A 24,482-nucleotide genomic window follows, 5' to 3' on the forward strand; every position below is an offset into this window, starting at 1 on the left:
TTGCAGGAACGAACACTATTTACATCGTTTGACCGAGCATGTAAAAAAAGTACACAACGAAAACAAAGGTGAATACTAAAAATGTTTCTACGATAAAGCTGCTTTTCTTTTTCTTTTGCGCTTGTCTCGATGCAGGTTTTTGCTTCGAATTTCTCTGCGTTTGAGGAGATCTTGCTTTATCATTTGCGTTCAACAAAAGAACAAGCTCATTTCTCATCTCTTCTGCATACCGGTATTTTCCGTTCCATGCTTTTTGTAAGATAGGAGCATAAGGCTTAAGCATCGGGCTGCCTGCTATTTTGGCTTGGAACTGTTTATCAGCATCTCCATTTTTCGTGAATCGGGAAGGATAAGCTAAATTCACCATCACCATACCTGCCGAGAAAAGATCATACGAAGGCTCGGCTTTTCTCGTTCCCTTTCCCCAATATCCTCGATCATAGAATTCGGTGTATTCTTTGATCGATCTGTCCATCACTGTCGTTCCTCCGACATCGATCCAGCGAATTCGATAAGGAGGTCCAGTCACAAGTAGATTATCTGGCTTTAAATCACCGAACGCCCATCCCGCTTGATGAAGCGTATGCAGGTCCGTAAGCAGCTGTACAAGCAGGATTCCAGCCCATTCTGGAGATTTTGTCTTCATAAAGTCAAAGAGCGTCTCTCCTTTTAAATATTCCATCGCATAAAAAGGATATGTGGCACTTTGTGTCACCCAGTCATCTACATCGATTAAAGAAGGTCCAAGGACTTTCCCCTGGACCTTAGAAAAACGCTTCAGCACATTGACTTCAGATGTGATCGACATCTGATCATGTCCGATCTTAAGTGCGACCACTCCTCGATCCGAATCAGCTAGATAGACGGCACCTGTTGCTCCATAACCTAAACGGCGCCGAATCCGATATCTGGAATGATTCCACTTACCGCGTATTTCATTACCAACTACTAAGTTACATACCGGACTCGTTCGAATATCCTGGGGCATCATCGGACAAGAATCTCCTTTTTGACGATCGTTTACGACCAAAAGCCGCTATAGCCTCTTTTATCGCAGGACCTGTCGGTGTGATCCCGCCAAGTGAAATCTTTGAAAATGTTTTGCCGATCGATTCTAGTTTGGATGACCAGGTTAAAAGTTCTTCTGCCTCAGTTCTTTTGCCCGGAAAAACATAGAGTGCAAATTCATTGTCCCCAATTCTCGAGTTCAATGAAATGGATAAATCAAGCAGAGACTCTTGTACCGTTAACATCTTGTCTTCCATTGATCCTGAAGCATCAATCAAGACTAGAATCTCAAGATTCATAGTCTCACCCATCTCATCGACAACTTCAATGACTTCTCCTCGTTTGTCGGGCGGAAGATCCTCCATGGTAGACTGACTTCCGAGTATCTGTTGCAGCTCAGCATTTACAACACCTTTTATCGTTTGAGCCATTGCTTTTTGAGTGACCATCTTCACCGTTTGTGCGAGTTGCTTCGTATAAACAACCTGGCTTATGCCGCCACCCGCCATTGCGATCTCTTCCACTTCTTTTAGACCTTGTCTATGATACTCAGGTGCATTCTCATTCAGTACGCCAATGACATTTACAGCTATTCCTTGTTCATTAGCAAGTGCCGCCATTGCGATCGGATCTTCACCTTGGTTCGAGCACCCATCTGTAATCAGCAGAATTTGACGCAGCGTTCCTTTGTTTCGCATAACGCTAACCCCTCTCAAGTACGAATTTTAACTATTACCATCTTCGTCAAGAAAGCGGTGGTTTATACGCAGAAATGCCCGCGAAACATAATCGCTAAATATGGTCGGATCGGGAATACTGTCCACTTTTACATAAATACTGTCCAGTTTTCACTATTTACTGTCCACTTACAAAAGCGAGCCCGCAACACAAAAAGACTACAAACAAAAAAGACCGCTCTTTTTCACATAAAAGAACGGACTCTTATTCTCATAAACTATTGAGCTTTCTTACGGTTGATCGCCACTTTCGGATATTGAGGGACAGTTGCCCACTTTGGAATGTTCTTTTCGATCTTCGTTACAGCGACCGTCATATCATCCTCGATCCCGTTATTCCCTGAGCGGATCACTTCTTCCATGATCAGATCCGCTATCTCTTGCGGATCTTCGGTATCGATCTCTCTGATCTTACGCTTTAGCCACGCATCGATATTTTCGATATGACGTGGAGCCTCATAGATTCCGTCACTCATCATAATAAGGATATCTCCCGCTTTCAGCTGTTCATCGACAACGTCCACATCAAAGTCTCGAATGATGCCCATCGGCAGATTGCTTGCTTCCACCGTTTTAATCTGATCCCCTCGTTTGATAAAACTCGGCGTTGAACCAATCTTTAAGAATTTAGCAGATGCATCTTGCAGATCGATCATCGCAAGGTCTAGTGTAGAAAAAATCTCATCTGTCGTACGTAAGGAGAGTACAGAGTTGACTGATTTAATAGCCACTTCTTCTTCAATTCCGGATTGAAGGATTTTTTGCAGAAGCTGAAGCGTTTCATTGCTTTCGATGAACGCTCGTTCTCCATTACCCATTCCATCAGCTATCGCAACAGCAAACTTGCCGGCGCCAATCTCAATCGTCGAATGGCTATCCCCTGACAGCCATGCTCCCCCTTTAGCTGCTGAAGCAATTCCTGTTTCAACCACATATTCTCGCGCGGAATGAAAAGATAGATGACAGAAGCCTGTTGGATAGTTCGCACAATCTTCATGCGTAACGAGAATCGTCTCTTCCAATATGTCGGATAAGATCGGTGCGATCAGCTTCTCAGCGATTCCAGAACCGTTGCAAGAAGGAATCGTCATCTCAATATCGACATTGGACGTTTCTAGACTGTATATATCGACGTGACCTACGTCAATTCCCGCTTGCGCAAGAGAGTCTTTGATCTGCTCTTCTTGAATTTGATGGTTTTCTTGTTCACGTTGGATCTCTTTTGCGAAATCGCCCATCACTTGTGAAACACCCATCAGCTGATCCGCCACTAAACGGCGGCTTTCTTGTACTTGTATCTTCAATTTTTGAGAAGCTCTGTATTGGGTCAGTTCTTTTTTCATTAAATCGGTTATCTTTTCAGGCTTGATACAATGCTTTTCCCATTCACGCTTTAATTTTCGATCCTTAACATCACTATAATCTTCTTGTTCAACCATCAGCCTCGTCATAAGGTCATAAGTCGTGGTAAAATTTTGCGCCCAGCACTGTTCCTTCTTAAAACAAGTCTGGCACGTTTTTTCTGTAATGTTACTTAAGAAAAGATCCACCTCACGTGTACTCTCTTCCTCATTTAGAGATGAACCTACCGATTGAAACGAATGTGAGAGCGCTTGAAAGAGGCTAGAGAACCGTTCAACGCGACTCGCGGTCACGTCGCGGATCTTCTTTAAATATTGTTGTTGATGCATGGAATGCTCTCTTGTTCCTGGTACATATTTTGAAATGTTGCTGATCGCAGTCTTCGGTGTTAATAAGAAGAGCAGAACAGCAAATCCTGATTCCATCAGTGTGGATGTGATTTCAGATCTTCCCTCACCATATAAACCGATCATTACGGTTCCGATGATAAGCCCGAGACTTACCCCAAACCGTTTTCCCTCTTTTAAAAGACCACCGAGTAGGCCTGAAAATGCTAAAAGACTCATTTGAGACAAGCTTGCCACTTGAGCAAGGCTTAGGATAAGACCGGTAACGACACCAACAGTAGAACCGATCGCTGCTCCTCCCACAAAAGCAAACAGCAACACTAAGTATCGGGAAACAACATGTTCTACGGCAACATCATTGATCTGCCAGCCGATCGTACCGGTCATGACAGATGCGAGAAGAATCATCAAACAGACAATCTCTTCGTTTTTTAACGATTGTGGAATCTTTTTATTCGTTAATAGCGGTATGCTTTGAAGAAAGATTAAGGTGAGGACTAAGCTCAATCCTCCTTCTACTAACGCAAGCATCGTATCTACCCGCTCCAATCCACCTTCACCAAACATAGAAAACACGGTTCGCGTGATTAAGGAAGAAGCGAAGACCAATAGAGGAAGGCTTTGCATTCGGTTCTTTATGAATAGATCTGCTCCCTTTTGAAGGCTAGCATATACGAGTAAAGCACTTATAAAAAACAAAGCGTTCATCGGTTGATGTGACATCGCCCCCGCCAAAATTGCAAAGACAGCAATTCCTGTCCGCTCTTTTCTCAAAACAAACACACTGGCTACAAAAGGTAAAGCAAATGGAGACATCTCAGCTAGAATCATAGCTCGTCCTAACAAAAAACCAATTCCAAACAACAGCATTCTCCAGTTAAAAATGCTCTGGTTCAAAATCTGAAGCCATCTCTTACTCGTCTTCGTTACCGCCTGCTGGCTCTTTTCTACCCATACCATTCCTCTAATCGGTTCGAGTACTTCTTGTTCTACCTTTTGCCACATCCCATACACCACCCGTTTCCAATTTGTGTAATCATTATAAACAGGTTTAGAACAAAGATTTTGTCAAAAGAGCAGTGAGGGTTTTAAAAACTTATCGACGGACTTCTCCACTATTTCACGAAAGAAGAGCAAAAGCGGACAACATTTTTACAAAAAGAGAAAAGGAAGTTTCATTTTTGAAGTTATTAAGGAGAATTATGAAGAAAAATATAAAATGATAGATGTTTAAAAATTTTTTAAAGAGATGCACATAACAAAATAAAAAAGAGCACCCGCTAGCGGATGCTCTTGTACGTTTATATGTAGATGTCAAAATTAAAAATGGTAGCGGCGGAGGGAGTCGAACCCACGACCTCACGGGTATGAACCGTACGCTCTAGCCAGCTGAGCTACACCGCCATTTGTAAAAGACACAAGTAGTATATTACATCTATTCGGGTACTCTGTCAACGGTTCTTTGAAAATTTGTCGAAAAAGATTTTTGTTATCCTCTTTTAATACATTATGAGTGGAGATTTGTTGATCAGGATAATCATCCATGTAATGGTTGTTTTCTATCAATTCTCTTTCTTCTCTGAAGGTTGGTTGGAGTGCAAGGTTCGAGACTCCTGCGGGACGAGCGGTCAGGTGAGACCCTTAATGGCGCAAAGCGGCAAGGGGCTCACCGGTCGCCCCGCGGAAAGCGAAGAAACCTGGAACGGAAATCAACCACTTTCACCTTCTTGAAGTAACGTACTCGAAAACAAAAAAGCACCCTATTCATAAAGAATAGAGTGCTAGCCATATATAGATGAATGAGCATTAAAAATGCAACAATTATCCTCTTCGGCCGCCGCGGCCACCTCTTTTTGATTCAGTACTACGCTTTAAAGTAGTGAGTCGATCTTCACTATCTTTAAGGAATTTGTTCATCTTATCCTCAAAAGATAATGCCGTTGAATGGTTGTTACCGCCTCGGTTAGGACCTTTGCGCGATTTGTTAAATCCGCCTCTTGCAGGAGCTGGTCTACTAGCAGATGCAACATTCTCTTTTGCTTTCTTGATAGATAAACCGATCTTCCCGTCCTTTTCGACGCTCATAACCTTAACTTCGACTTGATCACCAACTTTAAGAAATTCGTTGATGTCCTTTACGTAATTATCCGCAACTTCGCTAATATGCACGAGTCCTGTTGTACCCCCTGGCAGCTCTACAAACGCTCCAAAATGAGTAATCCCAGTAACTTTACCTTGCAACTTGCTGCCTACTTCAATTGACATGCAAAAAATGCTCCTCCTTAAAAAATCTCCTAAGATATCATTACTTATTATACAATCGAAAAAATCTGCGTGTCAATCTACGCTTAATGCTTTATTCTGGAAGTTTAAAGATTGTTTCACCAGGTTTTGACATAAAAAAGTCGCGTCTGGCGATTTCTCCAATGTATTCTTCGTCTTTTAGTTTATTCACTTCATCTTTAAGTTGTGCCTTTTCTTCCAAAAGAGCTTTGTATTCGTCACTTAACTCTTTTTGTTCCATCTGTTTTTCGTTTAAAAGGGAGAGCTGTTCTGCAATACCCGTAATAATTAAAAAAGCAAAAAAGGAAAATACGATAAAAGCCCCCGTTAAGCGCCTGTATAAACCGCGCTTACGTTTAGCGATCACTTGCTCATGACGCTCTATATTCTGGATGTATTGTGAGTGAATCTCTGTTATTTTTTTCTGGCGCATTTGTTCGCTGTTCCCTCCTTTACTTCTTTTTTCCCTTCCAATTGCTGACTTTATTCTTCGCCGAAATGAAAAACCCTGCTAATTTTGAATATTTCTCTTTTAAATTATACCATTTTTGCTTTGGTATGAAACGCCATATGAGTCTTCCAACCCACTTAAAAGGAGAAAAAAGAATCATGAATAGTACCATAATAATTTTCCGCAAGATGTTAAGTACATATAAAAGAATAGCGGATATGAGCATAATTAACCATTTTATCGGCATAACGATTAAAGAGTTAAGTAAACGGTATAAAAAACGAAAAAGTGAGGCGACCGCTGATACCATCCACTCAAGTATCTTTTTATAGATTCGTTCGAAGAGTGCTCGGTACGCCGCATATCCGCAAATGAGAGCAATAAAAATATAAAATCGAATCTCCGCGTGGTTCACGTGCAGAAGGACATAAAAGACCAGCAAAGCCTGTACCAGCCAAAACATCAGGTCGTTTAAAAAATGAAGCCAATGCCACTTTCGCTTCTCATGGATGAATCGGCTGTACGTATCGACAGCCATCCCGATCCAAATTCCCATGAAAACCATAGAAAGCATAGTTTCAAACTGTACGGTTAAGGTCATTTGAACAGTTTGCCGAAGAAGCCTTTAGTCTTTTCACCGGTCTGCTGGTCGAGGTAAACGAGATCGAATACTTTTCCTTCAATATTCACAACACCTGATTCCACATCAAGATTCTTCATCTTCAAGTTTGTCCCGCGAATCGCTAAAAAGCCCATCGTTGTCTCAAGCAGGAACTCTTCATTATCAAAACTTTCTACTTGCTTAACACCCGTGATCTCTAAATTCTTTCTTCCTATCATTCTTACATCGTGGTTTGGTGTGCTCACTTTTTGATTATATCCATTCAGATCATATCGTTGGTCCATACATTCCCCTCCTCTATTCCATACAAATGTATGAAACAAGAATAGAGAATAGAACAAGCTGTATGGATTGCTGAATGTTTTGGAGCAACCATTGATGTGTTTTTCTAAAAGGTTGTTACCTTTGGGTCTTGTTTCATTCACTTCATTGCAAGTTGATTGGAGAGTAAGGTGTGAGACTCCTGCGGGACAGGCGGGCAGTCCGAAAAGTGAAAGTGGCTTGTTAAGCCCCGACAAGCAAAAGTAGGACGGGCTAGGAAGGCGCTCTTTGCCTTCTTGACTGTTCAACTTTTGACCTCGAGGGGCTAGCCACTGCAACTAGACAGGTGAGACACTTAAGAGTGAAACGTACGAATGTGGCTCACCGCCTGCCCCGCGGAAAGCGAGCACCTGGAACGGAAATCAACCACTTCCAAGAGCAACAAAGATTGCGAAAACAGCAAAAGAAAAGAACCTGAAAAAAATCAGGTTCTTCACTCAGTCGTTTCGATGCGGTTTTCTTCGAGGACGGTATACATGTTATCCGCGTCCTCTTTTTTTGTTGTATCTTTAAGCTCGTTGATTTTAACCTTAACAAGCTTTTGGCCAAAACGTATCGCAAGCTCGTCCCCTACTTTTACATCAGAGGAAGCCTTCGCCTGCAATCCATTGATGGAGATACGCCCTTGATCTGAAATCTCTTTCGCCACGGTTCTCCGTTTGATCAGGCGTGAGACTTTCAGAAACTTATCTAGGCGCATGCTTACTTAACAGCTTCTTTCAGCTTGTTTCCTGCTTTAAATGCCGGAACAGTTGCTGCTGGAATTTGAATTTCTTTACCTGTTTGAGGGTTGCGGCCAGTACGGCTAGAACGCTCACGAGTTTCGAAAGTTCCGAATCCAACAAATTGTACTTTGTCTCCGTCTTTTAGAGCAGAAGTGATTTCATCGATTACGCCATTAACGACTGTTTCTACGTCTTTCTTAGTAAGTCCTGACTTTTCTGAGATATTTGTTACCAATTCATTTTTGTTCATTTTAATTACCTCCTAAAGTTTCTATCAAAGATTTCGCTAGAAACCCCCTATAATTAAGGGTTTCATGTTATTTCTCGAGAAAATATTCTCTATTTTTCACTATAATCCTTCTTTGTTGAAAAAAAAATTATTTTGCCTCGTTCCAAAGACGGTCCATTTCTTCTAAAGTGACGTCGTCAAACGAAAGACTTTGCTTCTTCAGTTGCTGCTCGATGTAGTTAAAACGCTTCTTAAATTTACGGTTTGTTTCATTTAGAGCTTCTTCAGGATCAATCTTGTAAAAACGGGCTAGATTCACGACAGAGAACAACAGATCACCTAATTCTTTTTGCTGTTCATCGCCATCAGCTTCTTGAAACTCTTTTAATTCTTCTAAGATCTTATCGACTACCGGTTCAACTTCTTTCCAATCAAAGCCAACTTTCGCTGCCTTTTTTTGATAAAGAAACGCTTTTTGAATAGCCGGAATTCCCTTTGGTACACCGTCTAATAATGAATCACGATGTTGTTTCCCTGTTTCTTGTGATTTTATTGCATCCCAATTAGCCACAACTTCATCTGCGTCATCTAGAGAAACATCACTAAAAACATGAGGATGACGACGAATCATCTTTTCAGTTAACGTTTCAATTACGTCTTCTAAAACAAAGAAGCCTTCATCTTCCCCAATTTGTGCGTGAAGAAGAACTTGAAGCATTACATCGCCTAATTCTTCCGCTAGGGCATCATCGTCTTCTTCATCAATGGCGTCTAACACTTCATAAGCTTCCTCGATCAAATACTTCTTTAACGTCACATGCGTTTGCTTCTGATCCCAAGGACAGCCTCCAGGACCGCGCAATCGAGCAATAACGTTTTTTAAGAAAGCAAAGTCTCTGTATAGCATCTCCTCTTCTTTTACGGGAGGAACATACACAGCGGTTAAGTTATTCAATGTTACAGACTGATCTAGCTCGTATAGTGGTACTACTTTAATAGATTCCTCAGCACTTCCTGCTGCTGTAACGATCGTTACTTCATAATCATCAGGATACTTATCCATCAATGTCAGCTTTACTTCTGAAGCGATAAAGTTGTCGTACACCTGCACGATAACAAGATGATGTCTGATCTGAACCTCATCTTTTTTCAAAGAAGTTCCATCAAGTATCTGGCAACCTTCAATCGGATCAATCTTTAGTGCCGTATACATTTCATCAAGAAAACTCTTTCCGCCTGCTACTGAAACTTCGATTCCTTTATTCTCACTTTTATGAAGAAGAATCTGTACCGCTTGCTCCGCCACTAATGGATGACCTGGTACAGCATAAAGCACATGGCCTTCTACTTCTGCCTGTTTAAATAAGGTCTCAGCAATCTCTTCATATACTGGTTCAAACTGATCATGCTTTTCATAGATTTCATCAAACGCGACAAAGTCCTTTCCTTGTTTCATTAATTCTTCGATCGCAGGGTGATGAATCGTACGCACGTAAACTTTTTCAGCTGATTCTAACATGCGATAGATGCCAAGTGTCATCTGATCTAAATCTCCTGCACCTAACCCGATAATCGTAATCTTCTTCGTCATCATGGTCTCCTTTTTTTAAGACGTTTAAACACCTTTTGAATAAAACCTATTGAATGAAAGACGGAGTTCCATTCACTTTGAGAAAATATTTTAAACATAAAGATACAGAGAATATAGATCACTGCACCAATAAATGAAGCACTCATACTCATCAGCATCGCTTGAAACCGAGTATCAGCCATGAATAAATAGTTCTCCGTCATTTGGATCCACGTCCAAACACCTGCACTCATCAAAATTAAAGAGATGAATAGTGCAAGCAGTGTTGTTTTTCTGCTTCCGTTTAGAAACTTTGTAACGAACTGAAGTTTAATTAGTTGTGCAATCGCCGCTGCCATTGTAGCCAATACTGTGGATGCAGCTGCTCCTTCCATGCCGAAAGAAGGAATGAGCACCAAGTTTCCCGCAATTTTTATCAATACCGCTATAAGAACGGTGTATGCCGCAAACCGCCCTTGACCGAGTCCTTGTAGAAGTCCTGTTGTCGTATAGATAATTGATACGAAAATAATTGATATACAAAGAATAGCAAGAGCAAGCGATCCATTATCATTTTTAAACAGCATAACATTGAGGTGTTTCATAATACAGATCAGCCCAACTGCTGCTGCTCCGCCAAAGACTACAGAAATTTTCACAGAGAGTTTTGCAAGTGTTCGAATCTCTTTTTGTTTCTTTTCTGCTACAAGCGATGCCATCTCTGGTACTACAGCAAGTGCTACTGATGCGGCTAGCACTGTTCCTAACTGAAGAAGTGGTTGACCGCGGTCAAAGACGCCTTTCAGTAGTTTCGCGTCATAAGCTTCCATGCCGCTTCCTATCCAAACATTCACGAAAAGGAAGGCATCAACAAGCTGCATCAACGCTAAGATCAGTGCGCTTAATGACAAATAGATACTCGTTTTTAACAGCTCTGCGGCATATAGAAATCTAAATCTTGATTCAGAGCTAAAAGTATTTGTCACACCTTTTTTCCAAAAATACAAAAGAAACAATCCTGACGCAAGTGCACCAATAACGGATCCTGAAAGCGCTACTGCTCCTGTTTCATAACTGGAATACCCTTTTAAAACGAAATAATAAGATAAAAGTAAGATGCCTGAAACTCTTATGGTTTGTTCGATCAACTGTGAAACAGCAGTCAATTGCATATCGCCAAACCCTTGATAGGCTCCCCTAAAAAAAGCGGAAAGCGGAATAAAAAGAAACAGAACGGAGATTACTTTAATCGGCAGTTCCAAATGCCGGTCTCCCATCCATTCTGCCATGAATGGTGCCGCTAAAAACAAGAATAAAAACGATACTAAACCCAACATGACAGATGTCCATGCTGCGGTCTTAATTAAATGATCATCATTGTTCTTCTCTGACACGATCATTTTTGATAGGGCCATCGGAAAGCCCGTAAACGCAATAGCAACAGCTATTGCATAAAAAGGATAAGCTTGCTGAAACACATAAAAGCCAAAATCACCCGTCATGTTTTGATAAGGAATCCGATAAACGACGCTGAGTAATTTAACGATAATGGCAGCTGAAGTAAGCAGCAAAGCCCCTTCCCATACGGAATATTTCTTTGTTTTCATGAACTAACCTCAATATTTATAACATTTATATTTCCCGGGACGACAATAGTCGACACAATCTGTTTTGAATGAACATAATTCAAGGTATTATACCATAGTCCGTTCATATCGCCCTGCGATACACGATCCACCGAGCACGCCCGCGTAAACGAGCACCTGAAACGGAGATCAAGTCTCTAATAACGAAAAAAAAGAAAGAGCAGAATCGCCCTTTCTTATTGCTCCATCTGTCTAGCTAAAAATCCAGCTGCAGTTTCAGCAAGTTTTTGCTCTAGTTCTGTAAGCTTCTTACCTTCTTTACCAATCATAACGACTGCTCCGATCGGATCTCCACCTGCGATGATCGGCGCGATCACGTGAGAAGTGTTTTCTTTGATCCCATCGATCAGCTCAGCTTCCGTTCCGTTCGGTTCCACTAACGTCTTTCTGTCACTCATAGAGGCTTCTACCACTTTACCGATGCTTTTATTGTGATAATCTTTCTTGGATCCGCCAGCTACCGCAATATATGTATCACGGTCAGCAATTAACACAACATGACCTGTACTGTCTGCAAGGCTTTCCGCATATTCTTTTGCGAAGTCACCTAGCTCATTAATTGGAGAATATTTCTTTAAAATGACCTCTCCATCTCTGTCTACAAAGATCTCAAGCGGGTCTCCCTCACGAATCCGAAGTGTTCTGCGGATTTCTTTTGGAATGACAACGCGCCCGAGGTCATCAATACGTCGAACGATACCAGTTGCTTTCATATAGATAATGCCCTCTCTTTCGGATGTTGATGAATCATTGATGTAACAAAATGGTTCCTTCACTGAAAGAATGTTCCATTTCCTAGGTTTATTATTTGTTACATCTCCTGTTCTATTCACGAAAGAAAGGGTTATTAAAATTTATGGTGTATTTGTTGTCTTTTCTTTCCTAGCATGCTTCATTTCTTTTAGGAAAAGATCAATCTGCTTCAACAGATCCAAGTCTTTTACTCGTTTACGGTTAATAATTACTTTCATCAGATTACCCTGCATGCCGAGGTTTACGTGTCGGCCGATCTTATTGGCGATCTCGAACATCTTCCCGCCATCAACCAATGAAGTCGTCTTTTCATTAAGAATCATGTTCACCGTATCCTGCTTCTGTTCGATCGTCTTCACGCCTTCTCGTTTAGCGCGTAGTTTAATGCCTGCTACTAAAAGTAAACACTCAACTTCGACTGGATAGTCACCGAAACGATCGATAAACTCCTCTTGCAAATCAGAAATATCTTTTAAAGCTTTTGCAGCTCGTACGTGTTTGTACATCTCAATCTTTTGTTTTTCGTCACCGATATAATTCGTCGGAATATAAGCATCCACCTCAATATTGAGGTCAACGTCTTCTTCCACTTCTTTCGGTTTGTTACCTTTTCTTTCTTGTATCGCCTCTTCAAGCATCTGCGAGTACAGATCAAAACCAACAGAGTCGATAAATCCATGCTGTTGAGCACCTAGGAGATTACCCGCACCACGAATGGAAAGATCTCGCATCGCGATCTTAAAGCCAGATCCTAATTCGGTAAATTCTTTGATCGCCTGTAGCCGTTTTTCCGCAACTTCTGTCAAAACTTTATCCCGTTGATACGTAAAATACGCGTAAGCGACACGGTTAGAACGCCCGACCCGGCCTCTTAACTGATAAAGCTGCGAGAGCCCCATCTTATCCGCATCGTACACGATTAATGTATTTACGTTAGGAATGTCCACACCGGTCTCAATAATCGTTGTAGATACCAATACATCATAATTTCCATCTAAGAATTCCAGCATAACACTTTCAAGTTCATTCTCAGACATCTGCCCGTGAGCATAGGCAACACGGCAATCCGGGACAAGCATAGAAATTTGCTCTGCCATTCGTTCAATTGAATCTACACGGTTGTATAAGAAATACACTTGCCCACCGCGTCCCATCTCTCTCTCGATCGCTTCTCGAACAAGAGAACCATTATAGTCCATCACATACGTCTGCACCGGGAAACGATTCTCAGGTGGTGTTTCAATAACAGATAAATCACGAACACCTAGCATCGACATATGAAGTGTACGCGGAATAGGCGTTGCCGTTAACGTAAGCACATCCACGTTTGATTTTAGCGTTTTGATCTTCTCTTTATGCGTAACCCCGAAACGCTGCTCTTCATCAATGATGAGCAAGCCTAGATCTTTGTATTGAACATCTTTAGAAAGCAGTCGGTGTGTCCCGATCGCGATATCGACTGTCCCTGCTTTTAGACCTTTAAGCACTTCGTTTTGCTCTTTTTTAGACCGAAAACGACTTAAACTGCCAATTGTGATCGGAAACTCAGAGAACCGCTCACGAAACGTTTCAAAATGCTGCTGAGCTAAGATTGTAGTAGGAACAAGGAACGCTACTTGCTTACCGTCCATGATCGCCTTAAACGCGGCACGGATCGCCACTTCCGTTTTTCCGTAACCTACATCTCCACAAAGTAGTCGATCCATCGGACGAACGCTCTCCATGTCTTTTTTAATCTCTTCGATTGCTCGAAGCTGATCGTCCGTTTCTTGGTAAGGGAAACTTCCCTCAAACTCACTCTGTTCTGCACCATCTTCAGCGAAAGCGTATCCTCTGCTCGCTTCACGCTCTGCATAAAGCTTGATGAGATCATCCGCAATATCTTGAACCGAAGACTTAACTCTGCTCTTAACTTTCTTCCAATCACTACCGCCTAGCGAATAGATCTTAGGTTCTTTGCCTTCAGATCCTACATATTTTTGAACTTGGTCGATCTGCTCAACCGGAACATACAATTTGTCATTGCCGGAATATTTAATATGCAGATAGTCTTTGTGGACCCCTTTGATCTCAAGCGTTTCAATCCCTAAGTACTTTCCAATCCCGTGATTCACGTGAACGACATAATCGCCTACTTTTAGTTCAGAATAGCTCTTGATCCGCTCGGCGTTCGTCATCTTCTGTTTTCTTGCAGGACGTTTTGCCTTTTTTGTAAATACTTCTTCCTCTGTGATAACAACAAGCTTCTGCTTCACAGATTCAAATCCGCTACCAAGATCTCCAAGTAGGATCTGACTCGTCTTCGGTTGAATGTTCTGATCTGCCCCAATGATACCTGCATCCATCTCATAATCTGCAAGTACTCGTTCAAGCCGATTCGCCCGCTCTTTGTTCATCGCTATAAAAACGATCGCAAATCCGAGTTTCTTCCACCGGTCCATCTCACCTTTTAGGACATTCATCTGACCGTGAAAATTCTGCATGCTCTTACATTCTACGTTTAAAATATTTTGAGGTTGCGTGTGTGGGACATGCCTTAAAAACAGAGATAAATATATAATTGGAAATGCCTTCTTATCACCAAGCAATTGATTCGTATCTGGCGAAATCGTAAGGTCTTGTACAAGCTCTCCATGCTCAAGAAGTGCCGTCTGCCATTCTGCCTCTTCTTTATCCAGCTGCTGACTCGTTTCTTGAATTCTGCCGATCTCATCCATAACCACTAAACTGTTAGGTGATATGTATTGCAAAAGGCTTGCCGGTTCATCGTAAAAAAGAGATGCGTATTTATACATGCTTTGAAACTGTTGCTTCTCACGCAATCTTCCTGTTTCATAGCTGATATTTTCAACTAGTGTCTCTTTTAATGCATCATCTTTAATATTTTTCAAAGTAGATGCCAGCTTCGCATCTATACGATCTGCTGCGTTGTTATAATGTTCATCGAAAAGAATCAGTTCTTCGGCTGGAGCAATAGAAATCGTTTTAACTTTATCCTGCGAACGCTGTGTTTCTGCTTCAAAATATCGGATAGAGTCGATCTCTGTATCGAAGAGTTCGATTCGAACAGGATTCTTTTCAGTTAGCGGGTAAATATCAATAATCCCACCACGAACACTAAATTCTCCAGGTGTTTGAACCATTGATGAACGTTCATAACCCATTGCGACTAATTTTTTTAAGATTTCATCTGAATCGATATCTTCTCCTAACTGAAAAGAAAGACCAGCTTTTTTCCAAACCTCAACCGGTGGCAAGTATCGTCTTAAACCTGCAACAGGTGTGATAATGACACCTTTAAAAGATTGACTCAGCTGATTTAAAGCCTCGATTCTTTGGCTTTTTAATTCAGGACTCGATATGGCCATCTCAGATGAGATCAGATCATTTACAGGATATAAATAAACTTCATCTTCAGATAAGAGAGAAGTTAGATCTTCGTATAGTTTTTGTGCTTGAAATAGATTATGGGTTACAACGAGTTGAGGTTTACCTGTATTCTCATGAAGACTGCTGATAAGCATCGTTCGAGCAGAGCCTGAAAGACCAGCGACGAGTTGTTCTTTCAATCCTCCATTGATGCCATCCATTATGGATTTAAAGTCTTCTCCCTGACTAAAATATTTCTTCAATCCAAGCATTTCTTATTCCCCCTCTCACAAGAGCTAGTCATTGATTCTATGATAATAATTTCATGTCTGTTTTCAAAAAGATTATGGCTTGTTGACTTTAGGATCCCTTCATTGATAAGTTGATTGTAGTGTAAGATGCGAGACTCCTGCGGGACAAGCGGTCAGGTGAGACCCTTAAAGGCGCAAAGCGGCAAGGGGCTCACCGCCTGCCCCGCGGAAAGCGAGCATCTGGAACGAAAATCAACTACTTTCTAAGACATCAAAGGAATACGAAAGCAGCTATTTTAAACAGAAAAAGGCTTTGGCCCGCTTAGATAGGCTGTGGCCAAAGCATTACCTTATTGAATAAAGGATTTCAGTGTATGATACTCCGGATTACGTTCTAACGTATCCTGACAATCCTCACATGTCGTTGTAACTTCTATATCTCCATTCTCTTTATAGGAGAGTAATTCCTGCCGTTCTTCGTTACTTAATGTTTCAAATCCGAGTTGTGCTGCATTCACAGTATGGTGATCAATCGTACCAACATGTGTTTTACAATGCCTGCACCGGTAATGAATAGCCATGCACAGTCCCCTTTCGGTTAGCATTATACTAACCATTATGAGCGGAACATGTGTAATCTATTCTTTAGCCGTTAAACTTATTCATAACTTTATCAAAAGATGTTTCTAGAAAAGCTTCACAAGCTTTTACAGATCGGTCGATACCATGTTCGATATCTGGAAGTTCCTCTTTAGAAAAACGGTTTAAAACGAAATCAGGAACTGGTTGCTGGTTCGTCGGGCGTCCGATACCAAATCGAATTCTTTTAAATTCTTGCGTTCCAAGGTGAGCGATCATAGATTTAATACCGTTATGCCCGCCTGCGCTTCCCTTTGTACGAAGTCTTAGTTTTCCTGGAACCGTGTCGAGATCATCGTACACGACAATCATATCTTCTAATGGAATCTGAAAATAATCCATGAAAGGACCTATACATTCTCCAGATAAATTCATATACGTTAGCGGTTTTAATAAGAATACTTTTTCTCCTCCAACCACACCTGTTCCGTAAATTCCTTTGAACTTGGTTTGTTGCATGGGGATATTTAAGGAGTCTGATAATGTATCTATTACTTCAAAACCTATATTATGCCGGGTGCCATCAAATCGAGATCCTGGATTCCCGAGCCCAATAAACAATTTCACTTTATGTTCACCTTACCTTCAATTGTCTTATGAACATTATACACAATTGGCATAACAGAATAAAAACGCAGCGGTCGCTGCGTTTTTATATTCATTCATTCTATTCGTCTTACTTTTCTTCTTCTTGACTGTCATCAGCAACAGATTCAGAGGATTCTGGAGCATCTCCTTCAGCATCCGCTTCTTCTGTTTCTTCGTCCGTTTCTTCATCTTGAAGTTTTGGAGGTGTTACACTCGCAATCACTTCGTCTTCCTCGTGAAGAATTTCGTATTTTTTGCCTGTTGGTAAGTCCTTAACGGATAAGGAATCACCTATATTTAATTCTTCAACAGAAGCTTCTAATTGTTCTGGGAAGTCAGCAGGTAATGCTTTAACATTTACTGTTGCAAGTACACGTTGCAATACTCCGCCTTCTTTAACACCAACAGATTCACCTGTTAAAACAACTGGCACCTCTGCTTCTGTTTCTTTATTTAAGTCAATTGCTAGAAAATCTACGTGCGTAACAGAATTTTTCAAAGGATGTACTTGCATATCCTGTACCATGACAGAATAATCTTTTCCATCTACTTTTAATTTGAGTACGCCATTCTTGCCTACTTCTCTGTAAGCTTTAATAAATTCAGGCTCATCAACGGATAAAGCTACAGCTTTAGTCCCATAACCATAAAGGTTTGCCGGGAAATGTCCTTTACTTCTTAATTCCGTTAAAATCGAACGTTTGTCTGTATTTCTTTTTTCGACTGTTAGATTCGTTGCCATAATGAGATCCACCTTTCCTATTTCGAGTCTCTTTAAAGCATTACCCGAACTGAAAGATTTTAAAACGTGAAGTTAGAAATCGATTTAGCAAGCACTTCTTAAGCGAAAGTTGATTAGTGTTTTCCATGTTGCTCTTGAAAGTAGTTGATTTCCGTTTCAGGTGCTCGCTTTCCGGGGGGCGTGCGGTGAGCCCCCAGGAGTCTCGCACCTTCCACTTCAATCAACTTTTCAAAGATGAGAGTAAAAAATCTCAAATGCAATAATCTCTATAGAAGAGCTTTATAAGCTTAATCAAACAATTTAGATACAGAAAGTTGCTCATGAACGCGAATGATTGCTTCTCCTAATAAAGGAGCTACAGAAAGCTGTGTTACTTTATCAATCTTCTTCTCTTCAGGAAGAACGATCGTGTTTGTAACAACTAGCTCTTTAATAGAAGAGTTCTGGATACGATCCATCGCAGGTCCTGAAAGAACAGGGTGCGTACAGCATGCATAAACTTCTTTCGCGCCGTTTTCAACAAGTGCGTTAGCTGCTAGTGTGATCGTTCCAGCCGTATCAATAATATCATCGATTAAGATCGCTGTTTTTCCTTCAATGTTACCAACGATGTTCATAACTTCAGATACGTTCGGGCGAGGACGTCGCTTATCAATGATAGCGATTGGTGCTTTTAAGCGATCAGCCATCTTTCTTGCTCTAGTAACTCCGCCATGATCTGGCGATACGATTACAATATCATCTAATTCTTTGTTTGCAAAATAATTTGCTAAGATCGGCACACCAAGTAATTGATCAACTGGGATGTCGAAGAAGCCTTGAATTTGAGTAGCATGAAGATCGATTGCAATAACACGAGTTGCACCAGCAGTTTCAAGCAGGTTAGCTACAAGTTTAGCTGTAATCGGCTCACGTGCGCGTGCTTTACGGTCTTGACGTGCATAGCCATAGTAAGGCATTACTACGTTAATCGTTTTTGCAGAAGCACGCTTTAAAGCATCAATCATGATTAAAAGTTCCATTAAGTGTTGGTTAACTGGATCACTTGTAGATTGAATAACGTAAACTTCACAGCCACGAATACTTTCTTCAATGTTAATCTGAATTTCCCCGTCACTAAACTTTGTTACTGAACTTTCCCCGAGCTCAATTCCAATGTGCTGAGCAATCTCCTTTGATAATTCCTTGTTAGAATTTAACGTGAAAACTTTCAATGTAGGATCTACATACGTACTCATTGATGGCTCCATCCTTCCCCACTCTTAAAATTATTGGTTTTGGTTTTGTTTTTCGTTTAACTTTTGAACGTAGTTTTCTTTAACAGTTTGACGCGATCTTGCGATGGATAATGATTCAGCAGGAACATCATTTGTTATTGTTGAGCCAGCTGCAACATAAGCATTTTTGCCTACGGTGACTGGAGCAACTAGGTTAGAGTTACAACCAATAAACGCCCCATCTTCTACCTTTGTTAAGAACTTGTTCTTACCATCGTAATTCACTGTGATAGATCCGCAGCCAAGATTTACATCTTTGCCGATCTCAGCATCGCCGATATAGCTAAGATGAGACGCTTTACTTCCTGTACTCATCACAGATTTTTTTATTTCTACAAAGTTTCCGATCTTTACTTTGTTCTCAAGAACGGACTTCGGACGGATGTGAGCAAATGGACCGATTGCTGTCAGATCTCCAACTTCACTATCATGAATAACAGATTGACGAATCGTGTTTCCATTTCCAATAACACTATCTTTAATCTCAGATTGAGGACCGATTATGTTTTCTTCTCCTATTTTCGTTTGTCCTAAGATTACAGTCCCAGGATAGATGACCGTATCACTTCCGATTACCGCGTCATCTGAAATATAGGTTTGATCAGGATCGATCAATGTAACACCATTTCTCATATGGCGTTCGTTAATTCGTTTCTTCATATATCGTTCAGCTTGTGATAATGCTACTCGATCATTTACACCTAATGTTTCATTAAAATCTGGTGTTTGATAAGCAGCTACTACTTCGCCTGCATTCTTTAAGATCTCTATAACATCTGGCAAATAATATTCGCCTTGTACGTTTTCGTTATTTACTTGTTTAAGCGCATCAAACAACGCCTTATTGTCAAAGCAGTAAGTTCCTGTATTGATCTCAGTCACTTTACGCTCTTCTTCAGATGCGTCCTTGTGTTCTACATTACGCTCAACCGTTCCTTCACTGTTACGGATAATGCGTCCGTATCCAGAAGGGTCTTCAGCCTTAGCTGTTAGAATCGTAGCTTTTGCACCAAGAGATTCATGTTCAGCGATCAGCTTTTGCATTGTTTCCGATGTAATAAGAGGTGTATCACCACAAACAACAAGTGTGATTCCTTCTTTATTTGCTAGGGCGCTTTCAGCTTGCATAACAGCATGTGCTGTACCAAGCTGCTCTTCTTGAAGGACATACTGAACGTCAGATCCTAGTTGGTCTTGAACTTTTTCAGCACCATGGCCGACTACTGCCACCAACTGTTTCATTTGAAGAGAGTTGATTTGATCAACAACATGTTGAACCATTGGTTTCCCACAAACAGGATGCAACACTTTATATAATTTGGATTTCATCCTTGTTCCTTGACCCGCAGCAAGAATGACCGCATAGCGATTTGTCATTGTGAACCTCCATCCATTTTCCTAAATCTTAAATATTTCTTAACATACCATTACGAATATATCTTAAACCCGTAGTCATTTCAAGAAGTGACGCGGGATTGTCAATGGTTTGATAAATTTTATTGAAAAATGAGGTGATTTTTTTATAAAGAAGGGGTATATATAGGAAGGTTCTTTCTTATGAGGAAAAAAGAGCAAATAAAAAGAACCCAATCATTCAGACTAGGCTCTAAATTCTTATTGAGATATTATGAAGCCCCTGCTTCTTCTAAAGCAGACTCCATCTCTCCCATACGGTGATATTCTGTTAACACCGCGTTTTGGATCTTCTCACGTGTACTAGACGTGATCGGATGCGCGATGTCACGGAACTCTCCATCTGGTGTTCGTTTGCTTGGCATAGCTACGAACATTCCATTATTGCCATCGATTACCCTAATATCATGAATGACAAATTCATGATCGATTGTAATGGAGGCAATCGCTTTCATACGGCCTTCTGTATTTACACGGCGTAATCTTACGTCAGTCACTTCCATTCACAAACACCACCTTTTTCCAAAATAAGAACGTAATACTACAATTCTGCAGCTTTTTACAAAATCCTTCTTTGAATAATAAAAATTTTTAAAATATTTGTGGCGCCCCATCTAGTCTAGTGTTTTGAAGTTCAAATAGAGTTTTTTTTATTCTTTTAGAGATCGGTTCTATAGGTTACGACGAAATTTGATCGTAGAAATAAATTAGAAGGTTAATGATTATTTTTTGAAGGAAAAGAACCTATTCTAAGAGTGAAGTGGGTAGTGAAAAGTTTTAAGAGAAAAAACAGGTGAGTTTCAGTTATTTTTGATTGTTCAAAATCGGCACTACTTATACCTAATAGGGTATCTAACAAGGTATTTCAAGAAATATAAAACTTATTTCTAGAAATTTTGAAGATATTCCTGCGAGTTTACAAATTCCGACAACAAAAAACCATCCCTATACCCTCAAGCCCCAATAAAGACCCGCGGTCTCACAGCTGCTATATAAAGGAACTTTTAAAAAAGGTAAAAAAATAAGCCCCACAGGGACTTATTTTGTAAGTGCGATGACTTCTATTTCTACTTTTGCATCTTTCGGGAGCCTTGCAACTTCTACACAAGATCTTGCTGGCTTATGGTCGTTGAAATATTGACCATACACTTCATTAATATCTGCAAACTCGTTCATGTCTTTAATAAAAACCGTTGCTTTCACGACTTGATCAAGTGAAGAGCCTGCTTCTTTCAAGACCGCTTGTAGATTTTGAAACACTTGATGTGTTTGTTCTTTTACATCTCCATCGATCATAACTCCTTCTTTCGTTAGAGGAATCTGACCTGAACTGAAGAATAATTTGTCGATTACAATCCCTTGAGAATAAGGACCGATTGCTGCAGGTGCTTCTTCTGTATGAATTTTTTTCATCACGCTTGACCTCCGTTTAGAAAGTAATTACCTTTTTCCACTTCGATGCGATTTTCTTTTTCGTTCACTTGTGCAAGTCGTGCAATGGAAACATAATCATCTACAAGTCTTTCTGAAACTTCTTGAGCCTCAACGAGAACACCAATTCCTTCAATGTGCGCCTGAAACTCTTCGATCAAGCTGATCATGCCCTTGATCGTTCCGCCCGCTTTCATAAAATCGTCGATGATGAGTACACGTGAGCCCTGTTTGATGCTTCTTCTCGCAAGAGCCATGGTCTGGATGCGTTTTGTTGAACCCGAAACATAGTTGATACTCACGGTAGATCCTTCTGTTACTCTGCTGTTGCTTCGTACCACGACGACAGGAACGTTTAAATGTGTCGCCACTGCATATGCAAGCGGGATACCCTTCGTTGCGATCGTCATGACAACATCGATTTTTCTTGATGAGAAAACAGATGCGAACAGCCTTCCGATCTGATTCACTAATCTGGGGTTTCCGATGATATCTGTTACGTACAAATATCCTCCAGGTAAGATACGGCTCGGATCTTCGAGCAGTTCAACGAGTTCTTTCACCGTTTCTTCCGCTTCTGCTTGATCGATGCCTGGGATATATTTAACGCCGCCGGCTGCACCTGGAACCGTTTGAACATGCCCTAAACCGTGCTGCTCAAAGTGTTCTTTAATAATAGCAAGATCTTCACTTATAGAAGATTTAGCCGATTCGTACCGTTCTACAAAATAAGATAAAGGGATGAGTTGGTGGGGATGGTGAAGAAGGTAACCTGTTAAATCTACCATTCTTCCGCTTCTTTTTAATTTCATATTATCCTCCAAAACCGAATGTTTGAAGATAATATACCATTTTTATACGGATTTTATCAATCATTCCCCTAATAAACGAACAGCATAAACTTCATGACAAAAGCCTCTTAAACCGTTATACACTCTTTGAAGTCGGGATTCGTGCTGAAACAGACCGAAAACAGTTGGTCCGCTTCCACTCATAAGCACAGCGTCTGCTCCAAGGCGCATCATCTGCTCTTTGATGTGTTTAACTTCCGGATACATCTTGAGCGTAACTGTTTCTAAAACATTTCCTAGAAGGCTGCAGATCTTATCATAATCTTTTTCCTCAATGGCTTTGACCATCCCTTCCACATCAGGATGCTTTATGCCTTGAAGCTTTAAGTTACGATACACTTCACCTGTAGAAACTCCGATCGGCGGCTTAGCTAAGAGCACCCAACAAGGAGGTGGCGATGAGATATGATGGATTTTTTCACCTCTACCCGTCGCTAATGCTGTACCTCCATACACGCAAAAAGAAACGTCAGAACCGATCTTCGCACCAAGCTCAGCCAATTCATCCAATGATAACCCTAGTCCCCAGAGTTCATTGAGTCCTTTTAGTGTAGCTGCCGCATCACTGCTTCCCCCAGCTAATCCGGCTGCAACAGGTATATGCTTTGATATATGTATATAAACACCTTTTGTTATGTTAAATGTTTTCTTTAAAAGCAATGCTGCCTGAAAGGCAAGATTTCGTTCATCGAGCGGAACAAAGCCACCTGAACTTTCGATTTTAATTTCGTCTGCCTCTAATAAAGTTAGTTCGATCCGGTCAGCTAGATCTACCGTGGTCATTACCATAGCCACTTCATGAAATCCGTCTTCTCTCTTACGCAAAGCGTCGAGAGACAGATTAATTTTTGCTGGAGCTTTAATGGATACTTTATTAATTGTCATCATTATCCCTGCCTACCATCTTGCACAATTTTGATATTTTTAATAGTAACACAGTATGTGGCGTGAAATATAGATAAAATCAAACACACTCTGTAGAGAAAAACCGGAGACACGATTGGCCTCCGGCTAGAACTACCGCATATTTATCTGTTTTCGTTGTTTAAGCGTTGTTCAGCGATCTCTAAAGCGCGTTTAACCATGTTCCCTGCGTCCTTTGAGCGAATTCCGCCCCAGCCTTCACGTTGAACAGTATCGTAAAAACCAAGTTCTTTTGCGATCTCTGTTTTTAACCCCTCAGACATCATTCCATTTTTTCTTCGTCCCATAAGAAAACCCCTTTCATATGCGATACATCATAGTATCTCCAAAAGGGGTTTTATCTTACGTGATGGTGCTGATTATATGTATTTTTTATGCCGACCACAACCAGCAAGTAAAAAAAATAGCAGTAAAGACTCTTACTGCCCGATTGCTGCTTGTGTATCTTCTAAGAATGTAAGTTCTACTGTTTCTGTGAGTACATCCGCGTAACTATAAGAAACACGTTCAAAAGCGTTGGTGTCCTGATCTAATTTGATAATAAAAACTGCCGGGTATGTTTCTTCCAGTGTTCCAAGTCGTTCGATCGTTTTACGTCGACCGCCGTTCGCACGTAAAGAAAGTCTTCTACCCACGTTGGACTCTAAAGAGCGTCTAATGTCCACTATTGTTTTACCCATTTTAGGCTCCACCTCACTTAGACAAATTATAACACAAATCGTGTTTTTTTGTCAAATTAAAATTTTCATTATAGCAAGCAAAGCATTTTCATGTCAATGACCAAATATCCTTTTTTTGCTTTTTTTAGTATGCCAAATTTCCTGTACATTATGTATAAAATGAATATTTCTTACAAATATTTGTTTAATTCGGGCACTTTTGATATAAATTTCTTTTGTTTATCTTTTTTGGGAACGACAAAAAACGCGTACAACACAGGGGT

General features: G+C 40.7%; 24 protein-coding genes and 1 tRNA gene. All 25 read right to left on the reverse strand.

Annotated elements, in window-relative coordinates; translation table 11 throughout:
- Nucleotides 1–19: 19 nt before the first annotated feature.
- The 25 genes from I5J82_RS19825 to veg all read right to left on the reverse strand — a co-directional run bounded on the left by I5J82_RS19825 (nucleotide 20) and on the right by veg (nucleotide 24,219).
- Nucleotides 20–991, reverse strand: a complete 972-nt coding sequence (locus I5J82_RS19825) for a serine/threonine protein kinase (RefSeq protein WP_198769440.1) — start codon at nucleotides 989–991, stop codon at nucleotides 20–22.
- Complete coding sequence (locus I5J82_RS19830) at nucleotides 954–1,706, reverse strand: vWA domain-containing protein (protein ID WP_198769441.1); 753 nt, start codon at nucleotides 1,704–1,706, stop codon at nucleotides 954–956. The genes I5J82_RS19825 and I5J82_RS19830 overlap by 38 nt, the downstream gene beginning before the upstream one ends.
- Nucleotides 1,707–1,963: 257 nt before the next feature.
- Nucleotides 1,964–4,459 carry a stage II sporulation protein E gene (gene spoIIE, locus I5J82_RS19835; protein WP_198769442.1) on the reverse strand — a complete coding sequence of 832 codons (2,496 nt, stop codon included), beginning with the start codon at nucleotides 4,457–4,459 and terminating at the stop codon, nucleotides 1,964–1,966.
- A 322-nt stretch (nucleotides 4,460–4,781) separates the two neighbouring features.
- Nucleotides 4,782–4,858: transfer RNA gene (locus tag I5J82_RS19840), tRNA-Met, on the reverse strand.
- A gap of 417 nt (nucleotides 4,859–5,275) precedes the next feature.
- On the reverse strand, nucleotides 5,276–5,719 hold the full coding sequence (locus tag I5J82_RS19845) for a S1 domain-containing RNA-binding protein (protein WP_066390538.1): 444 nt from the start codon (nucleotides 5,717–5,719) through the stop codon (nucleotides 5,276–5,278).
- A 91-nt stretch (nucleotides 5,720–5,810) separates the two neighbouring features.
- On the reverse strand, nucleotides 5,811–6,170 hold the full coding sequence (locus I5J82_RS19850) for an FtsB family cell division protein (RefSeq protein ID WP_198769443.1): 360 nt from the start codon (nucleotides 6,168–6,170) through the stop codon (nucleotides 5,811–5,813).
- Nucleotides 6,171–6,189: 19 nt separating this feature from the next.
- Nucleotides 6,190–6,789, reverse strand: coding sequence for a spore cortex biosynthesis protein YabQ (gene yabQ / locus I5J82_RS19855; protein ID WP_198769444.1), 600 nt, complete (start codon nucleotides 6,787–6,789; stop codon nucleotides 6,190–6,192).
- Nucleotides 6,786–7,094 carry a sporulation protein YabP gene (gene yabP / locus I5J82_RS19860; protein ID WP_066390532.1) on the reverse strand — a complete coding sequence of 103 codons (309 nt, stop codon included), beginning with the start codon at nucleotides 7,092–7,094 and terminating at the stop codon, nucleotides 6,786–6,788. The genes yabQ and yabP overlap by 4 nt, the downstream gene beginning before the upstream one ends.
- A gap of 470 nt (nucleotides 7,095–7,564) precedes the next feature.
- On the reverse strand, nucleotides 7,565–7,831 hold the full coding sequence (locus I5J82_RS19865; protein ID WP_066390530.1) for an RNA-binding S4 domain-containing protein: 267 nt from the start codon (nucleotides 7,829–7,831) through the stop codon (nucleotides 7,565–7,567).
- Nucleotides 7,832–7,833: 2 nt separating this feature from the next.
- Entirely contained in the window at nucleotides 7,834–8,106 is a 273-nt protein-coding gene (locus tag I5J82_RS19870; protein ID WP_066238167.1) for an HU family DNA-binding protein, read from the reverse strand.
- Between the two features lie 127 nt (nucleotides 8,107–8,233).
- Nucleotides 8,234–9,676: a bifunctional methyltransferase/pyrophosphohydrolase YabN gene (gene yabN, locus I5J82_RS19875; protein ID WP_198769445.1), complete on the reverse strand. Its 1,443-nt coding sequence runs from the start codon at nucleotides 9,674–9,676 to the stop codon at nucleotides 8,234–8,236.
- Entirely contained in the window at nucleotides 9,676–11,262 is a 1,587-nt protein-coding gene (locus I5J82_RS19880) for a putative polysaccharide biosynthesis protein (RefSeq protein ID WP_198769446.1), read from the reverse strand. The genes yabN and I5J82_RS19880 overlap by 1 nt, the downstream gene beginning before the upstream one ends.
- Nucleotides 11,263–11,477: 215 nt before the next feature.
- Nucleotides 11,478–12,014 (reverse strand): stage V sporulation protein T, encoded by a 537-nt coding sequence (gene spoVT, locus I5J82_RS19885; protein WP_137792166.1) that lies wholly within the window; start codon nucleotides 12,012–12,014, stop codon nucleotides 11,478–11,480.
- A 141-nt stretch (nucleotides 12,015–12,155) separates the two neighbouring features.
- Nucleotides 12,156–15,695: a transcription-repair coupling factor gene (gene mfd / locus I5J82_RS19890; RefSeq protein ID WP_198769447.1), complete on the reverse strand. Its 3,540-nt coding sequence runs from the start codon at nucleotides 15,693–15,695 to the stop codon at nucleotides 12,156–12,158.
- A gap of 329 nt (nucleotides 15,696–16,024) precedes the next feature.
- Nucleotides 16,025–16,255 (reverse strand): anti-sigma-F factor Fin, encoded by a 231-nt coding sequence (gene fin / locus I5J82_RS19895; RefSeq protein WP_066390519.1) that lies wholly within the window; start codon nucleotides 16,253–16,255, stop codon nucleotides 16,025–16,027.
- 64 nt (nucleotides 16,256–16,319) lie between these two features.
- A complete protein-coding gene (gene pth / locus I5J82_RS19900) occupies nucleotides 16,320–16,880 on the reverse strand; it encodes an aminoacyl-tRNA hydrolase (protein WP_198769448.1) in 561 nt (186 codons plus the stop codon).
- A 109-nt stretch (nucleotides 16,881–16,989) separates the two neighbouring features.
- A complete protein-coding gene (locus tag I5J82_RS19905) occupies nucleotides 16,990–17,643 on the reverse strand; it encodes a 50S ribosomal protein L25/general stress protein Ctc (RefSeq protein WP_144704816.1) in 654 nt (217 codons plus the stop codon).
- Between the two features lie 287 nt (nucleotides 17,644–17,930).
- A complete protein-coding gene (locus I5J82_RS19910) occupies nucleotides 17,931–18,881 on the reverse strand; it encodes a ribose-phosphate diphosphokinase (protein ID WP_066390512.1) in 951 nt (316 codons plus the stop codon).
- Nucleotides 18,882–18,911: 30 nt separating this feature from the next.
- A complete protein-coding gene (glmU, locus tag I5J82_RS19915) occupies nucleotides 18,912–20,297 on the reverse strand; it encodes a bifunctional UDP-N-acetylglucosamine diphosphorylase/glucosamine-1-phosphate N-acetyltransferase GlmU (RefSeq protein ID WP_198769449.1) in 1,386 nt (461 codons plus the stop codon).
- Between the two features lie 248 nt (nucleotides 20,298–20,545).
- Nucleotides 20,546–20,836 (reverse strand): septation regulator SpoVG, encoded by a 291-nt coding sequence (gene spoVG / locus I5J82_RS19920; RefSeq protein WP_066238133.1) that lies wholly within the window; start codon nucleotides 20,834–20,836, stop codon nucleotides 20,546–20,548.
- A gap of 535 nt (nucleotides 20,837–21,371) precedes the next feature.
- Complete coding sequence (locus I5J82_RS19925; RefSeq protein ID WP_198769450.1) at nucleotides 21,372–21,746, reverse strand: RidA family protein; 375 nt, start codon at nucleotides 21,744–21,746, stop codon at nucleotides 21,372–21,374.
- Nucleotides 21,746–22,576: a pur operon repressor gene (purR, locus tag I5J82_RS19930; RefSeq protein ID WP_066390500.1), complete on the reverse strand. Its 831-nt coding sequence runs from the start codon at nucleotides 22,574–22,576 to the stop codon at nucleotides 21,746–21,748. Before purR ends, I5J82_RS19925 begins: the two co-directional genes overlap by 1 nt.
- A gap of 60 nt (nucleotides 22,577–22,636) precedes the next feature.
- Nucleotides 22,637–23,500 (reverse strand): 4-(cytidine 5'-diphospho)-2-C-methyl-D-erythritol kinase, encoded by an 864-nt coding sequence (ispE, locus tag I5J82_RS19935; protein ID WP_198769451.1) that lies wholly within the window; start codon nucleotides 23,498–23,500, stop codon nucleotides 22,637–22,639.
- Nucleotides 23,501–23,643: 143 nt separating this feature from the next.
- Nucleotides 23,644–23,826: a small, acid-soluble spore protein, alpha/beta type gene (locus I5J82_RS19940; protein WP_198769452.1), complete on the reverse strand. Its 183-nt coding sequence runs from the start codon at nucleotides 23,824–23,826 to the stop codon at nucleotides 23,644–23,646.
- Nucleotides 23,827–23,958: 132 nt separating this feature from the next.
- On the reverse strand, nucleotides 23,959–24,219 hold the full coding sequence (gene veg / locus I5J82_RS19945; RefSeq protein WP_066238125.1) for a biofilm formation stimulator Veg: 261 nt from the start codon (nucleotides 24,217–24,219) through the stop codon (nucleotides 23,959–23,961).
- Between the last annotated feature and the right edge of the window lie 263 nt (nucleotides 24,220–24,482).

Origin of the sequence: Fictibacillus halophilus (genome assembly GCF_016401385.1) — a bacterium.
Lineage (GTDB): Bacteria > Bacillota > Bacilli > Bacillales > Fictibacillaceae > Fictibacillus > Fictibacillus halophilus.

Bases quoted from the DNA above. Each gene is read 5' to 3' on its own strand.
- I5J82_RS19925 (WP_198769450.1), bottom strand. From the start codon at position 21,746: ATGAAAAAAATTCATACAGAAGAAGCACCTGCAGCAATCGGTCCTTAT.
- I5J82_RS19865 (WP_066390530.1), bottom strand. From the start codon at position 7,831: ATGCGCCTAGATAAGTTTCTGAAAGTCTCACGCCTGATCAAACGGAGA.
- spoIIE (WP_198769442.1), bottom strand. From the start codon at position 4,459: ATGTGGCAAAAGGTAGAACAAGAAGTACTCGAACCGATTAGAGGAATG.
- yabP (WP_066390532.1), bottom strand. From the start codon at position 7,094: ATGGACCAACGATATGATCTGAATGGATATAATCAAAAAGTGAGCACA.
- ispE (WP_198769451.1), bottom strand. From the start codon at position 23,500: ATGACAATTAATAAAGTATCCATTAAAGCTCCAGCAAAAATTAATCTG.
- veg (WP_066238125.1), bottom strand. From the start codon at position 24,219: ATGGGTAAAACAATAGTGGACATTAGACGCTCTTTAGAGTCCAACGTG.
- spoVT (WP_137792166.1), bottom strand. From the start codon at position 12,014: ATGAAAGCAACTGGTATCGTTCGACGTATTGATGACCTCGGGCGCGTT.
- I5J82_RS19830 (WP_198769441.1), bottom strand. From the start codon at position 1,706: ATGCGAAACAAAGGAACGCTGCGTCAAATTCTGCTGATTACAGATGGG.
- I5J82_RS19825 (WP_198769440.1), bottom strand. From the start codon at position 991: ATGATGCCCCAGGATATTCGAACGAGTCCGGTATGTAACTTAGTAGTT.
- mfd (WP_198769447.1), bottom strand. From the start codon at position 15,695: ATGCTTGGATTGAAGAAATATTTTAGTCAGGGAGAAGACTTTAAATCC.
- I5J82_RS19845 (WP_066390538.1), bottom strand. From the start codon at position 5,719: ATGTCAATTGAAGTAGGCAGCAAGTTGCAAGGTAAAGTTACTGGGATT.
- yabN (WP_198769445.1), bottom strand. From the start codon at position 9,676: ATGACGAAGAAGATTACGATTATCGGGTTAGGTGCAGGAGATTTAGAT.
- I5J82_RS19910 (WP_066390512.1), bottom strand. From the start codon at position 18,881: ATGAGTACGTATGTAGATCCTACATTGAAAGTTTTCACGTTAAATTCT.
- yabQ (WP_198769444.1), bottom strand. From the start codon at position 6,789: ATGACCTTAACCGTACAGTTTGAAACTATGCTTTCTATGGTTTTCATG.
- I5J82_RS19905 (WP_144704816.1), bottom strand. From the start codon at position 17,643: ATGGCAACGAATCTAACAGTCGAAAAAAGAAATACAGACAAACGTTCG.
- I5J82_RS19850 (WP_198769443.1), bottom strand. From the start codon at position 6,170: ATGCGCCAGAAAAAAATAACAGAGATTCACTCACAATACATCCAGAAT.
- fin (WP_066390519.1), bottom strand. From the start codon at position 16,255: ATGGCTATTCATTACCGGTGCAGGCATTGTAAAACACATGTTGGTACG.
- spoVG (WP_066238133.1), bottom strand. From the start codon at position 20,836: ATGGAAGTGACTGACGTAAGATTACGCCGTGTAAATACAGAAGGCCGT.
- purR (WP_066390500.1), bottom strand. From the start codon at position 22,576: ATGAAATTAAAAAGAAGCGGAAGAATGGTAGATTTAACAGGTTACCTT.
- glmU (WP_198769449.1), bottom strand. From the start codon at position 20,297: ATGACAAATCGCTATGCGGTCATTCTTGCTGCGGGTCAAGGAACAAGG.
- I5J82_RS19940 (WP_198769452.1), bottom strand. From the start codon at position 23,826: ATGGGACGAAGAAAAAATGGAATGATGTCTGAGGGGTTAAAAACAGAG.
- I5J82_RS19870 (WP_066238167.1), bottom strand. From the start codon at position 8,106: ATGAACAAAAATGAATTGGTAACAAATATCTCAGAAAAGTCAGGACTT.
- I5J82_RS19880 (WP_198769446.1), bottom strand. From the start codon at position 11,262: ATGAAAACAAAGAAATATTCCGTATGGGAAGGGGCTTTGCTGCTTACT.